Consider the following 13,655-nt stretch of genomic DNA (forward strand, 5'->3'; position numbering starts at 1 on the left):
CCAACTAGTCACGTGGCTTTTCGCGCATTTCGAACGTCTCGATCATGTCACCTTCACGAATGTCGTTGAAGCTTCCAAGACCGATACCACATTCGAAGCCTTCGCGAACTTCGGTTGCGTCGTCCTTGAAGCGACGCAGGGATTCGACTGTGAGCTTGTCGCCCACAACAACCCCGTCGCGAGTCACGCGAGCACCAGCGTTGCGCTTGATGACACCGTCCTTGACCATACAACCTGCGATGTTTCCGAACTTGGACGAACGGAACACTTCGCGGATTTCGGCGGATCCGGTGTGGACTTCTTCGAACTCTGGCTTGAGCATGCCCTTCAGCGAGGACTCGATGTCGTTGATCGCGTCGTAAATCACCGAGTAGTAACGCACGTCCACGCCTTCCGAATCCGCGAGGTCGCGGGCCTTGGCTTCAGGGCGCACGTTGAAACCAATCACAATCGCGTTGTCCACGGTTGCCAGGTTGATGTCGTTTTCGGTGATCGCACCCACGCCACGGTGGATGATGCGCAGGTCCACTTCGTCGCCCACGTCGATCTTGAGCAACGAGTCTTCCAGAGCTTCGACCGCACCGGAGACGTCACCCTTAAGAATGAGGTTGAGCATGTCAACCTTGCCTTCTTCAAGGGCCTTGGTGAAGTCTTCGAGGCTAATGCGCTTACGGCTGCGAGCCTGTGCGGCGTTACGTTCGATCGCGTCACGCTTTTCAGCGATCTGGCGCGCCGTACGGTCGTCGTCCGTGACCAAGAAGCTGTCACCAGCCCGAGGCACACTCGACAGACCCAGCACCTGCACCGGACGTGAAGGTCCGGCTTCTTCCAGCTGCTGGCCGTTTTCGTCAAACATGGCACGCACGCGACCAAAGCTGGTGCCACACACGATCGCGTCACCCTGGCGCAGGGTTCCGGACTCCACCAGAACCGTTGCCACTGCACCACGACCCTTGTCCAGCTTGGCTTCAATCGCGATACCTCGCGCAGCCTTGTCTGGGTTGGCCTGCAGGTCAAGAGCTGCATCCGTGGTGAGCAGAACAGCTTCGAGAAGGTCGTCGATACCCTTGCGCTGAAGCGCCGAAATAGGCACGAACATGGTGTCACCACCATAGTCTTCAGCAACCAGGTTGTATTCCGTGAGTTGCTGCATGACCTTGGATGGGTTCGCCGATTCCTTATCGATCTTGTTCACTGCCACCACGATCGGAACATTTGCTGCCTGAGCGTGGTTGAGCGCTTCAATCGTCTGAGGCATCACACCGTCGTCGGCTGCGACCACAAGGATCGCAACGTCAGTGGACTTGGCACCACGGGCACGCATCGCGGTAAACGCTTCGTGACCTGGGGTGTCAAGGAACGTGATGGGGCGCTTGTCGCCTTCGTGGTCCACACTCACCTGGTACGCACCGATGTGCTGGGTAATTCCACCGGCTTCACGCGACACCACGTTCGACGAACGGATCGCGTCCAAAAGCTTGGTCTTACCGTGGTCAACGTGACCCATAACGGTAACGACCGGTGGACGTGGAACCATGTCTTCTTCATCTTCTTCTGCTTCCGCATCGAGGTCGATGTCGAAGGCTTCAAGAAGCTCACGGTCTTCGTCTTCTGGGGACACGATCTGGATCTTGTAGCCCAGCTCTTCACCCAGAATCTGGAACGTGTCTTCGTCCAGCGACTGAGTGATGGTTGCCATCTCGCCCAGGTGGAACAGCACGGTCACCAGGTTGGTTGGGTCGGTGTTGATCTTTTCTGCGAAGTCAGCCAGTGAGGATCCGCGACGCAGACGCAGTGGTGTTTCGCCGTCGCCGCGGGGCACCTTGACACCGCCGACGACGGGAGCCTGCATCTCTTCGAGCTCCTGGCGCTTTGCCCTCTTGGACTTGCGTCCCTTCGAGCGTCCGGTTCCGCGACCGAATGCACCCTGGGTGCCACCTCGGCCGCCACGACCTCCGCGACCACCGGGACGGCCACCGCCACCCGGACGACCGCCACCTGGGCCACCTGGCCCGCCAGGTCCACCTGGGCCTCCAGGGCCGCCGGGACCTCCTGGTCCACCGGGGCCACCACCGCGTGACGGTGCTGGCTTAGCGATAGCGGAATTCTTGAGCATCGCCGGGTTGGGGCGTGGTGCGCCTGAACGTTGTCCTGGCTTGGGACCGCCACCTGGGCGTGGTCCGCGGCCGGGGCGTGGCGCACGGTCGTCGCCTCCGCGTGGTCCGGGCTTGGCGCCTGGTTTTGGCATACCCTGCGAGGAAGCGAACGGGTTGTTGCCCGGGCGCGATCCTGGGCGTCCCGGCTTAGGTCCGGGCTTGGCGCCTGGTTTTGGCATACCCTGCGAGGAAGCGAACGGGTTGTTGCCCGGGCGTGACCCTGGGCGTCCCGGCTTAGGTCCGGGCTTAGCTCCCGAGGCAGGCGCACCTGGCTTTGGAGCGCCCGGCTTGGGTGCGGGTTTAGGTACGGCAGCACCTGGCTTAGGTGCCGAGGTGGGAGCAGCTGGCTTGGGTGCGTCCGACTTTTCGGCGCCAGGCTTGCCAGCGGCTGGAGCGGGCTTAGGAGCCGGGGTCTTCTTTGCAGTTGTTTCTTTAGGCGCAGTGTCCTTTTTAGCTGCTTCCTTAGGCGCACCCGGCTTAGGTGCCGCTGATTTAGATGCCGAGGTCTTTGAAGCCGCGGTCTTAGAGTCGCCACTCTTAGTAGCGGCAGGCTTGGTCGCTCCGGGCTTTGCAGCCGTGGTTTTTGTTGCCGAAGTCTTGGCAGCTGCGCTCTTCGATGCAGCGGTCTTGGTCGCTGTCTTCTTAGCACCGGTCTTGGCGCCACTTCCGGGCTTGTCGCCAGCGGAGTCTGCACTGTTCGACGCGTACAGTTCTTTCAAACGCCGAACGACAGGCGCTTCAACTGTCGAAGATGCTGAACGAACAAATTCGCCCATTGATTCAAGTTTTGCCAGCACATCTTTGCTGGTAGTGCCGAGCTGTTTTGCCAGCTCATGGACACGGGGCTTAGCCACATTTCTCCTGTCCGGGCTCCTTCCGGACAGGAAGGAACCTCATCGTAAGTGAACAGATCTCATTTCACTGCTCACAACCAATAATTCTGGGTGTCATTTCTGAGCACTCACTACGTGGTTTCCATTTCGCTAACTACTTTCCGTAATCGGTAGATCGGGAACTTCTAGGTTGCGCACCCGAAGAGCCCGTGCGAACGCGTTCTTTTTCCGCGCTGTTTTCCAACACGCTTGTGTAGGGTGAATCCACATTCCCCTTCCGGGAAGTGTGCGTTGGGTATCTGCAGTCAACGAACCCTGTACAGAGACAAACCGTGAAAGTTTGCTTATGGGTTCTACTTTTCTGCACCCCACACACATGCGGATAGGTTCACAAGACACCCACCTATTCTACACACTCGGCAAATTCGACTATGCGGTGCCTACGATGTCGATCTTCCAGCCGGTGAGCTTCGCTGCCAAGCGAGCGTTCTGACCTTCTTTGCCGATGGCCAGCGACAACTGATCGTTTGGCACATACGCGCGGGCCATCTTCGCGGACTCGTCGAGTACTTCCACCTTGGCGGCCTTAGCAGGAGAAAGCGCGTTAGCCACGAACTTGGCAGGGTTTTCGCTGTAGTCGACGATATCGATCTTTTCTTCGCCCAGTTCCCCCATCACGGCGCGCACACGGGAACCGTATTCACCAATGCAGGCTCCCTTAGCGTTGAGGCCGGGAACCTTGGGTGTCACTGCGATCTTGGTGCGGTGACCAGCTTCGCGAGCAAGTGACACGAGCTCCACCTGACCGTCCGCGATTTCTGGGACTTCGTGTGCAAATAGTTTGCGCACCAGGTTGGGGTGGGAACGCGAAACAGTAACGGACGGACCCTTCTGCCCCTTGTGGACATCGGTAACGTACACGCGGAGACGACGACCGTGTTCATACGTCTCCCCCGGCACCTGTTCGTGCGGAGGCAGCAAGGCTTCAATGTCACCCAGGTTCACTTGAACCATGTCTTCTTGCTTGCCCTGCTGGATCACGCCAGAGACGATCTCACCCTCGTGGTTCTTGAAGGAACCCAAGACCGATTCGTCTTCGACGTCGCGCAGACGCTGGTGGATGACATTGCGGGCGGTCTGTGCGGCGATGCGCCCAAAACCTTCCGGAGTGTCATCGAATTCCCCAATGGGGTTGTCGTCGTCATCGAATTCGACTGCCCAGATAGTGGCTTTACCGGTTTTCGTGTCGAGTTCAGCGCGTGCGTCCGGGTAGTAGCCTTCTGTGCGCTGGTACGCGATAAGCAGGGCCTGTTCGATCAGATCCACGAGCACTTTCAAAGGAATTTCGCGCTCTCGCTCGATCATTCTTAGCGCGCTCAGGTCGATGTCCACGTATCTGGCCTTCCGTTTTGCCGCCTACCCGGCTATTGAAATTTCAGTTGTTCACAAATGAACGTGTAGGTGTAACCCTAATGGATTCACCTGATTAGCGGAATCGCAAAACGACCTTTGCTTTCGTAATGTCCGAAAAAGGAATCACATAGTCCACTTTCTTGGAGTCTACGAGCGTGATGCCGTGATCGGTCACATCGACAAGTTCGCCCGTGTACGCGGGGCCGTTGGTGCGCACATCCAGGTTGCGACCTCGGTTCCGTAGGAAGTGACGTTTCTCAGTAAGTTCTCGGGTTGCCCCGGGCGATGTCACTTCCAGGTCGTAGGGCTTGTCGTTAAACAGTTCCACGCCGTCGATGAGTTCGGACACAATCTTTGTGGCCTGGGCAATCGTGTCTAAAGAGACCGGGTCCGAGGTGTCGGTATCCAAATCGATCACGACAGTGACCTTGCGGTACTGTCCCGCCGCGTGGGCCTTCACGTCTTCGACGATGAGGCCCTCTTGTGACAGTGGGGTGCGGATCAGGTCGGTGACCTGTTGAGCTTCATTCTTCATGTGGACTCCTTCCAGAACCGTTACACGAGACTCTACTGGCAGTCTGCACACCAAGCGACCTTTTGGGTTCACTTCACTGGGACTGTCCCTTCGCTAAGATTGCCATTATGCAAGGAAAAGGGACGCTGGGCCGCCGGAGTTTTTTGGCCCTCACAGCCGCTGTAGCGCTGACAAGTGGTTGCGGAATCCGCGTTGATTCCGACCCCGAACTTCCCACCCTCAGCCCAACCGACAAAGTGCGCAACCGGATTGCCCGGATCCTTGAGAACACGCAAGCAACCGGCGGCCAGACATCGGTTCGCGACAGGTTGAGCAAAGCTATCGGCCCGGTGTGGGCCCCGCCCAGCGAACTTGCGACCGAATCACCCTCCCCTGAACCACAACGCGACTTCAAAGACGCACTGACCGAAATCCATTCCGCAATCACCGGTGTCTTTCCCAACCTCGCAGGGGCCACCTCGGCGACCCTTGCTGACGTAGCAGTGGGCACAGCCCTAGTTCTTCTGCGCGACTTCAAAGCCGATGCACGTAAACTCACCGACTCCTTCTCCCCCGTCATCAACCCTGCGCCCGGGAACAACTCAGGCGACGCCGGCGGTGACGGAAAAGACGACGAAGAGGGACAGAAGACAGATGGTTTGGCTGGGTTCATTGCCGCCTGCCACAAGAGCTCGTATGCCTACCAGCGCTTGGCGGTCTTTGAGGACGAGAAGTCGCCCTACGGCATGTTCGTCCGCGACCGCCACGACCTCCTGGCCCACGCGGCCGAGGAGGCCAGGTCGTTTGCCACCTCGGTGGGAGTTGAGAACCTGCCCGCAAACAAACCCGCGTGGCAGTTGCCCAGCGACCCCCACGACACTAAGAAACTCGCGGTCGAAGCCGAAAGCCTCCTCACCGCGACTCTCCCAAACGTCTTCACCTTCGCATACCCCAAAGATCCGCAGACTGAAAAGGAAGTACACGCGTTTGCCCTGCGCCACCTGTACGAATCCGCCCGCGCCACCCAAAAGGCGGGTAAGTTTGAACTGTTGAGGTTTTAGGAGACGAAGTGCAGGTTCCGAAGTCACTACTAGGTGCGGTTGGCGAGCTCATTGGGCCCGAACGCGCCGACGCATGGGCTAAAGCACTCCCCTTCATGTTCAACGAGCTGTGTGACCGGTGGTCGCTCACACCCGATCCCGTGCCCGGATCGCCGTGGGCCGGGGCCGAAAGTCTGGTGGTTCCAGTCCTCACAAAGGAGAACTACCAAGCGATTGTGCGTTTCGCCTCTCCCAACTCCGCGAACCCGCACGTCCACGCTCAGGTGCTGGAGGCCCTGCGTGCGTGGAATGGTCGCGGTGCGGTGCGGATTATTGAAGAGGACTCGTCTTTCCGTGCCACCTTGCAGGAGCGGTTAGTCACTGCCGAAAACCTGTCCACGGTTCCGCTTGACCAGGTTCCGCCCATTTGGGGTCAGCTGGTGCGGGTGCTCACCGTCCACGGAGGGCGCGGATTTGTGCGCGTGCAGGACATTGCGCAAGGGTGGCTCAACAAGTTCAACAGCAACGTGCAGGCGCTTGCCGACTACCGCAGCTTCCGCCCCGAAGACCGCCAAGTCATTGACCAGGCACACATGTGGACCACGCGGTTGGCGCAGTCGCAGCAGTCGTACTTGCTTCACGCCGACCTGCACTACTACAACATTCTGGCCGGCCACCCCGACTCCAACGGGATCTCCACGTGGAAGGCCATTGACCCACAACCGCTTCTGGGGCCTGTCGCCTACATGGTGGCTCCCATGCTGTGGAACCGGCTCTACGAAATCCCCACACCCGACCCCGCGCAGCAAGCCAAGTGGCTCTATGACTTCGCGGTTTCGCTGTGTCAGCACGCCGGGATTGACCCGCAGTTTGGGTTGGGCGCGTCGATCGCCCGCGAAGTTGCCAACATGTTTTGGTACCTCAAATCCGCCCGAGGTGGCACCCAGAAAGCCTACGGCGACGCCGACCGCAGTTTGTGGGTTGCCCGCGCGCTAGCCGGCATGGGGTCTTATGGCGTCAATGCGCACAACCTGAAGAAACTAGGGTGAGGCCGTTACAGGGTTTCACGGATCATGTCGAAACCCAGTTTGAGCACCAGGGCGCTGACCACAACCACGAACACCACGATTGCCGATGCTCCTTCGCACCAAGCCATGCATGCAACGTAACTTTCTGACACCTCGGGACGGGCTGGCTTTCGATTCGTTTAGCTACAGCCGAGCCCCAACTCGCACGTCGACTGTAGCCAAAAGTCGCCTAAATGGTGATGCAGGTCACTAAATGGAGGTAATCCTGAGAAGTTTAGCTACAGTCCACAGATTCGACTGTAGCCAAACGGCTTTTCGACCCGAGGCGCATGCCACGGGGCACACACCCGTTAGTGCATTTGTTCACCCTCGATGAGTCGTTTAGCTCTGAACAGCAGGACCGCCTGGTGGAGTTGCTCAAGATCGCGGGTCTCGCTGCCTGCGTTGACTTTCCCCCCGTCTACCGGACCAAGACCTTTCCAGTCCGGACCGAGGCCGGATTTGAATGTTGACGAAATGGCCCGCATGTGCCCGAAGTCCGAGAATGTTGCCGCCCGGGAGCTGTGGATAGCACACAAGACTCTGCTGGCGGAGCTCCCAACCATCCAGCTCGTGGGGGAGCTCGTGGGAGACCTTGTGTCTCGAGTGCGCAGGTGAGCTCTCCACTCCCCCTGCGTGTTGGCCTGCTGGGATATGGCTGGGTGAATCGAGAGGTCTGGGAACCCCGTCTCGCTCAGCATCCGGCGGCCCGAGTAGTGGCGCGCTACGCCCCGGCCGGGGTGGCCGGGGCGCTGGACCGCCTGTCCAGCATTGAGGATTTCTGGGCCCCCCTATGGACATCGTGATCGTTGGAACCCCAAGCCATACCCCCTGCCATCTCGCCAGAGAGGCGGCGCGCCGCGGCTGCTCTGATTTACTAGAGAAGCCCTCCTGTCTCGCCATTGCGGAGTATGACTCCGCAATAGAGCAGATGTCCTCCGACGCCGTGCTCATGACCGCGATGTCGGCTGTGTTTCGCGCCGATGTGCGCCTGCTGGTGGACAGCATCGGACCTGGCCCATTCGACATCGGAGCTAGCTGGTAGCGCCGAGAGGGCGTGCCCGGTGTAAATAGCTGGTTCACCGACCGGAAATTTGCTGGTGGAGGAGCACTACTAGATCTGGGCTGGCACCTTGCTGATGTCGCGTACGCAATGTTTACTGCTTCAATGACCGGAGTGACATGCGAGCTGACGCCAATGGCAAATCTCAGCGCCTCGGCGCGGTGGCGTCGCAGTACAGACATGGCGACGGCGTCGTCCGCGCGTGATGTCGAGGTGGCGGGTAGGCTGACAGTCCACTTTGCCGATGGAAGCGTTCTTCGCATCTCGACGGCCTGGGCTTCCGAAGTAACTTATGACTGCACCCGCTTCCGAATCGCAACACCGCAACGGTCCGCGGACCTACAAACCACCTTCGGATTCAGTCCAAACAGAGAATCAGCACCACGACTGGTTCTCGCAGATGGGACCGCTTCGACGGTCCACTCTTTCGAGAACCAAACCGGTTCCGAGTACACCGAGCAGGTCAACGCCATGATCACAGCGGTCTATCAAGCGCGACAAGGGGTGCCCCGGCCGTTCGGCTGGACCCACAACGCGAGGGCAGTAATGAACCTCAGGAGCAAGCCTATGTTGCAGCGGGAGCCCCGCTGCAACATAGGAACGGAGAACATCTCCTTAATGGGCGGGCAGCCTGCTCCTAGTCCATAACTTCAGGAAACCTTAAAATGAGGGTTCTCAATGAGTCCAAGCTTGGAACCGTCCGGCAAGCCGACCACAGCAACACGGATCCCGTCGCCAACCTCCGAAACGTCATCCACCGACGAAACGCCGCTGGCGATGAGGCGCTCGTGGCAGTCTTCAATATCATCCACGCCCCAGTAAACAACAGGACCACCGTTCACATCACCATCGGGGTCCAACGCCAACTCATAGCCTCCCACCTCGAAGCCGACATAGAACGGCTGGTCAAAGTAGGGATCCATGCCAAGCAACTCCGACCAGCAAGCTTTACTCGCTGCGAGATCGTCGGTTGGATATACGACTGTGCGGAGTCCGTTGAGAGTGATCGCCATATCCCTAGCATCCCATACACCGCTTGGAATGGTGAGCGGAACGTGACAGGACTCATCATCCAGAACTACCTCATCGCAAGGTATTGCGACCAACCAGGAGGATCGGAGTATGATGTCCAGACAGTCAGTTTTCGACCACTGATAGTACCAACGGGTATTCGGGGGCAGGCATGACGAACCAGAGCACTCGCGCGCTAATTCTCGGCATCGATGGGGGGGGGAAGCCTCGATTTCGTTGAGAGGGGGCGTAGCTGCTGGGCGCCTTCCAAACCTGGCCCGGCTCCTTAGCACTTCCGCGTACGGGGAGAGCGCAACCACGTGGCCAGTGCACACAGCCCGTTACATTCATTTGTAGGTCCTCATCAGAGGATCTGGTCGCTGGTCCTGGTATGGCTTTTTTGCCCTGTCATCGATGATCCGGGGGGTGTTGCCGCCAGGAGTCCAGGACGCGCGTTGACTGCTGATAGGGACGTGGCCCGGCTTTGTTCGAGGTCTCTTCGTAACGTGGGTGCCAGCATCGGGTGTCGTGACATCAGCGACCCGGGTATTACAGGACGAGGGGGACCTGTCATGACAACCGAATACTCCATCACACTAGGACTCGATGTCGGTAAGACCGCCCATCATGGATGCGCGCTCACACCCGAGGGGCAACGTGTGTATGACCAAGAGTTGCCTCAAGATGAGACCGCGCTACGGAAGGTCATCACCGATTTGCAGCAACACGGTCCGGTGCTGGTTGTGGTCGACCAGCCGAACACGATCGGAGCACTGCCAATCACTGTCGCCCGTGATCTTGGCGCGGACGTCGCCTACCTGCCCGGACTGGCAATGCGTAAGGCCGCAGACCTGTATCCGGGACGGTCAAAGACCGACGCAAGGGACGCGTTCATCATCGCTGATACCGCCCGGACAATGCCACACACGCTACGAGCCGTGGACCGTAATTCCGAGGTCTTGTCAGCACTGAAGGTGCTCTCAGGGTTTGATGAAGACCTCGCTCGTGAATCAACGCGCGCGATCAATCGGCTACGGTCTCTCTTGGTCCAGATCTACCCATCACTGGAACGTGTATTCCCCGGTGTCGTTCTCACTCGGGCGATCGTGTTGGATCTCTTGATCCGCTACCACGGTCCCGCCGGACTCAAAGCTGCAGGCAAAGCCGGAGTGAAACGGTGGGCACGTCACCACAGCCGCAAAGACCCAGGTCCGCTCATCGACCAGGTCTTCGCAGCACTGTCAGAGCAGACCGTCACAGTGCCAGGTGCTGACGCTGTTGAACTCATCATCCCGAGGGTCGCAGCTCAGATCAAAGAGCTTAAGCATCAACGGGACATCGTCGCTGAAGAGGTAGAGAAGCTGGTCGATGACTTCCCTCTTTCCACGGTCTTGACATCAATGCCAGGAGTCGGAGTCAAGACCGCAGCCCAGATCCTCCTGGCCGCTGGCGACCTGTCCGCGTTCCCCACTCCAGGACACCTGGCCGCCTATGCCGGAATCGCTCCAGTAACCCGACGATCCGGAACGTCAATCCGAGGCGAGTACCCTGCCCGTGCCGGGAACAAGAAATTGAAGAACGCGTTATTTCGGTCCGCATGGGTTGCGTCTTGCCACGACCCGATATCAAAGGCGTACTACGAACGGAAAAGAGCCGAAGGGAAGCGCCATAACGCAGCGATCATGTGCCTAGCCCGGCGCCGACTAAACGTCATGTACGCGATGATGAAAACAGGCACCCTATACGAGCCCCGCACCCCGACCGCGGCTTGACAAACACCATAGGGACACCCCCCCAGCAAAGAATTCAGTTCAGCCGTTGCCGCTGCTAGGCCGGCGGTACCACGCAACACACATTAGAGGAGCGCGCCGCAACGGGTGCTCATTTGAAGAAATTATCGAAGCTATTCTCCATGCTGGGGTATACGCTGGAATGCCAGCTGCAGTAGAAGGAGCAAACATCGCCCAGGGCATTGCACAGGAGGAAAACAATGGGGAAGCCTGAAGGAGACGCTCACTCCGCCGCGACAGAAACTACCCACCGGGATGCTCTTTTGGTGTCGCGTGGTACCGCCGGCCTAGCAGTAGCCATGGGCTTGGGTAGATTCTTTTATACCCCCATTTTGCCTTTGATGGTAGGTTCCCTGGGCTGGTCGGGACAGTCCAGCGCGTGGATCGCCACCTCAAACTACGCCGGGTATTTTGTGGGTTCTTTGGCGGCCTCCCGAGGGTGGTTGCCGATTTCTAGAAGGTTACACAGGGCAGCCCTTGTGTTGACGACAGTGCTTCTGGCGGCGGTTGCTTTCTCCGGCTCACCGTGGTGGCAAATAGCGGTCCGTTTTTGGGCTGGTGCCATCTCAGCTTTAGTCTTCGTCTCGGTGACGCAGAATATTCCCGTGGTCAAACGCCGAGCCCATGATGGTGGAATAATTTACGCAGGAGTCGGGCTAGGCATCCTCATCTCCGGAGGAATTGTCCTCATGGGGGGAAGCGCCATCTCATGGCGGGCACTGTGGCTTATCTGCGCAGCAGTGAGTGCAGTACTTTCGCTTCTTGCATGGAATTGGCCAATACGTGAGAATCGCTCCGATTCTTCTACTCGGCCACGAAGTGACCAAGGACAGGAATCTTCGCTTGAACCATTGCGGTGGCTATCTGCTGGATATCTCTTCCAAGGCGCAGGCTACATCATCATCGGTACATATCTGGTGGTTCTAGCGCAGCCGGTTTTCGGGCAAACAGCCGCTGCCTCGACGTGGCTGGTGGCTGGATGCGCCACCGCTCCATCCCCGTTGTTTTGGTCGTATGCGGCAAACCGAGTGGGAACCTTCAAAGCGCTTGCTGGATGCTATTTCCTGCAGGTTACTGGTGCTATCGTGGCAGTCTTCAGCTCTGGGCCCGGTCTCTTGTTTGTGTCGGCGTCTTTGTTCGGAGCTACCTTCATGGGGGTAACGATGCTGACTATTGAAGCGGGTCTCAAAGCGGGGAGCCCAGTTGCGGCGGCTTCCCTGACGACGTGGTACAGCTTGGGGCAAATTATGGGCCCTGCGGTTATCGCCATGGTGTTTAGTAACTCAACTACCTTGAGTTTCGTAGTGGCGGCTGGTTCATTGATTGTCGGGATGTTTTTCACGCTGCGCGGCGCCCACCTTACTGTTTCCAGCACCGGTAGAAAGCAGGGGTGAAAATGGAAAGCACAGAGCATGCCGATTTTCTTCACGTGAGATTTTATCTAACTGCCTAACGGCAGGGGAACCGTATATTGCTTACGGTGTGAGCCCCCCGGTTGGGCATCCTTCATGACCGCTCGCCAGCCCGGAGGCATGGCATTTATCAGTTCTTCGACACGCAAGACCCCGGTTACGGTGACCGTCTTCTGGAAACACCCGACTTCGGCTACGACACGATCTGGGAGTGGTTGAACGCACAAGGCTTAACAGTCGGTCTCATCAATGTTCCGATGTCTCACCCACCTCGCGGCCTCGATGGCTATGAGCTGACCTGGCCACTACGTAAGACCCTCCGTTTTTCGCACCCCCAACCATGCCGGGCGATGAATGTGCTCGTCACTTCCAACGTCAAGTCCAAACTGGGCAGGCAACTTCTTGGCACCAACACATTTCGGCTAGTGAGTTCAAGACCAGACGGCGCAAAGCGAGCGAAACTGCGCATTATATTGCGCAGTTTCGCTCGCTTTGCGCCGTTTCGCCCGGACGTTTGAAGCCGTTACAGGGTTTCGCGGATCATGTCGAAACCCAGCTTGAGCACCAGGGCGCTCACCACCACCACGAACACCACGCGTACAAACTTGGAACCTTTAGAAATCGCGAGTTTGGCGCCAAAGAACCCGCCAATCACGTTCCCCACAGCCACTGCGAGCCCGGCCTTCCACACCACGAAACCAGCTGGAATAAAGAACAACAGCGACCCAAAGTTGGTGGCCCAGTTCATCACCTTTGCGCTCGCTGAAGCCTGCAAGAAACTGAACCCCACAACCGCGACCAGGCCAATCACTAAGAACGAACCCGTCCCAGGACCCAGCGCGCCGTCGTACATGCCCACTAGCAGACCAATCAACCACGACACCCCGTGATGCATGCGGGGCCGTCCACTAAATCGCAAACGCGCTTCGGCTCCCAACGACGGTTTCGCCAGCGTAAAAACACCCACCCCAATGAGCACAACCAGAATGATGGGCGTAAACGCTTTCTCCGGAATCTGGGAAGCAACCAGCGCACCCATCACGGCACCTATCAACGCGAAAATCGCGCCCGGCACCGTGACCGATTTATCGACCTTCACCTTGGTCAAGTATGTGGTGGCAGAAACAGTGGTGCCACAGATCGAACCAATCTTATTGGTGGCGACAGCCTGAATCGGAGTCATCCCCGGCACTAACAAAAGCGCCGGTAGCTGAATCAGGCCACCGCCACCCACAACAGCATCGATCCAACCAGCCAACGCGCTGGCGAACACCAAAAGCAGAATTGTCGTGATGTCTAGGTCGACATGTGCGACGGCCAAAGCTCCTGGCTGGCTGAGGATCGCCGTCAGCATGT

The 13,655-nt window shown here is 58.4% G+C and carries 11 protein-coding genes; 6 read left to right on the forward strand and 5 right to left on the reverse strand.

Going from position 1 to position 13,655, the window contains the following annotated elements; genetic code table 11:
- Positions 1–4: 4 nt before the first annotated feature.
- The 3 genes from infB to MHX53_RS06530 form a co-directional block, all read right to left on the reverse strand.
- Positions 5–3,010: a translation initiation factor IF-2 gene (infB, locus tag MHX53_RS06520; RefSeq protein ID WP_204515735.1), complete on the reverse strand. Its 3,006-nt coding sequence runs from the start codon at positions 3,008–3,010 to the stop codon at positions 5–7.
- Positions 3,011–3,418: 408 nt separating this feature from the next.
- A complete protein-coding gene (gene nusA / locus MHX53_RS06525; RefSeq protein WP_204515733.1) occupies positions 3,419–4,381 on the reverse strand; it encodes a transcription termination factor NusA in 963 nt (320 codons plus the stop codon).
- 94 nt (positions 4,382–4,475) lie between these two features.
- A complete protein-coding gene (locus MHX53_RS06530; protein WP_204515732.1) occupies positions 4,476–4,937 on the reverse strand; it encodes a ribosome assembly cofactor RimP in 462 nt (153 codons plus the stop codon).
- A gap of 107 nt (positions 4,938–5,044) precedes the next feature.
- Here MHX53_RS06530 and MHX53_RS06535 point away from each other — a divergent pair, with 107 nt between their 5' ends.
- From MHX53_RS06535 to MHX53_RS06545, 3 genes are all read left to right on the forward strand, one after another.
- Entirely contained in the window at positions 5,045–5,977 is a 933-nt protein-coding gene (locus MHX53_RS06535; protein ID WP_204515731.1) for a hypothetical protein, read from the forward strand.
- Between the two features lie 8 nt (positions 5,978–5,985).
- Positions 5,986–7,005: an aminoglycoside phosphotransferase family protein gene (locus tag MHX53_RS06540; protein WP_204515730.1), complete on the forward strand. Its 1,020-nt coding sequence runs from the start codon at positions 5,986–5,988 to the stop codon at positions 7,003–7,005.
- 811 nt (positions 7,006–7,816) lie between these two features.
- On the forward strand, positions 7,817–8,068 hold the full coding sequence (locus tag MHX53_RS06545; RefSeq protein ID WP_204515729.1) for a hypothetical protein: 252 nt from the start codon (positions 7,817–7,819) through the stop codon (positions 8,066–8,068).
- Positions 8,069–8,736: 668 nt separating this feature from the next.
- Here the strand turns inward: MHX53_RS06545 and MHX53_RS06550 are convergent.
- Positions 8,737–9,099 (reverse strand): VOC family protein, encoded by a 363-nt coding sequence (locus MHX53_RS06550; RefSeq protein WP_204515728.1) that lies wholly within the window; start codon positions 9,097–9,099, stop codon positions 8,737–8,739.
- A 570-nt stretch (positions 9,100–9,669) separates the two neighbouring features.
- Here MHX53_RS06550 and MHX53_RS06555 point away from each other — a divergent pair.
- The 3 genes from MHX53_RS06555 to MHX53_RS06560 are packed head-to-tail and all read left to right on the forward strand — an operon-like array spanning position 9,670 to position 12,281.
- Positions 9,670–10,869 carry an IS110 family transposase gene (locus tag MHX53_RS06555; RefSeq protein WP_239271649.1) on the forward strand — a complete coding sequence of 400 codons (1,200 nt, stop codon included), beginning with the start codon at positions 9,670–9,672 and terminating at the stop codon, positions 10,867–10,869.
- 46 nt (positions 10,870–10,915) lie between these two features.
- Positions 10,916–11,101, forward strand: coding sequence for a carboxymuconolactone decarboxylase family protein (locus MHX53_RS11790; protein ID WP_204515727.1), 186 nt, complete (start codon positions 10,916–10,918; stop codon positions 11,099–11,101).
- Entirely contained in the window at positions 11,088–12,281 is a 1,194-nt protein-coding gene (locus MHX53_RS06560) for a YbfB/YjiJ family MFS transporter (protein ID WP_204515726.1), read from the forward strand. The genes MHX53_RS11790 and MHX53_RS06560 overlap by 14 nt, the downstream gene beginning before the upstream one ends.
- Positions 12,282–12,822: 541 nt before the next feature.
- Here the strand turns inward: MHX53_RS06560 and MHX53_RS06565 are convergent.
- Positions 12,823–13,653, reverse strand: a complete 831-nt coding sequence (locus tag MHX53_RS06565) for a TSUP family transporter (RefSeq protein WP_204515725.1) — start codon at positions 13,651–13,653, stop codon at positions 12,823–12,825.
- Between the last annotated feature and the right edge of the window lie 2 nt (positions 13,654–13,655).

The organism is Brevibacterium sp. ACRRH (genome assembly GCF_022346365.1).
GTDB lineage: Bacteria > Actinomycetota > Actinomycetes > Actinomycetales > Brevibacteriaceae > Brevibacterium > Brevibacterium paucivorans.

Coding starts and splice junctions, on each gene's coding strand:
- MHX53_RS06550 (WP_204515728.1), bottom strand. CDS start 9,099: ATGGCGATCACTCTCAACGGACTCCGCACAGTCGTATATCCAACCGAC.
- MHX53_RS06565 (WP_204515725.1), bottom strand. CDS start 13,653: ATGCTGACGGCGATCCTCAGCCAGCCAGGAGCTTTGGCCGTCGCACAT.
- MHX53_RS06535 (WP_204515731.1), top strand. CDS start 5,045: ATGCAAGGAAAAGGGACGCTGGGCCGCCGGAGTTTTTTGGCCCTCACA.
- MHX53_RS06555 (WP_239271649.1), top strand. CDS start 9,670: ATGACAACCGAATACTCCATCACACTAGGACTCGATGTCGGTAAGACC.
- MHX53_RS06545 (WP_204515729.1), top strand. CDS start 7,817: ATGGACATCGTGATCGTTGGAACCCCAAGCCATACCCCCTGCCATCTC.
- MHX53_RS06560 (WP_204515726.1), top strand. CDS start 11,088: ATGGGGAAGCCTGAAGGAGACGCTCACTCCGCCGCGACAGAAACTACC.
- MHX53_RS06530 (WP_204515732.1), bottom strand. CDS start 4,937: ATGAAGAATGAAGCTCAACAGGTCACCGACCTGATCCGCACCCCACTG.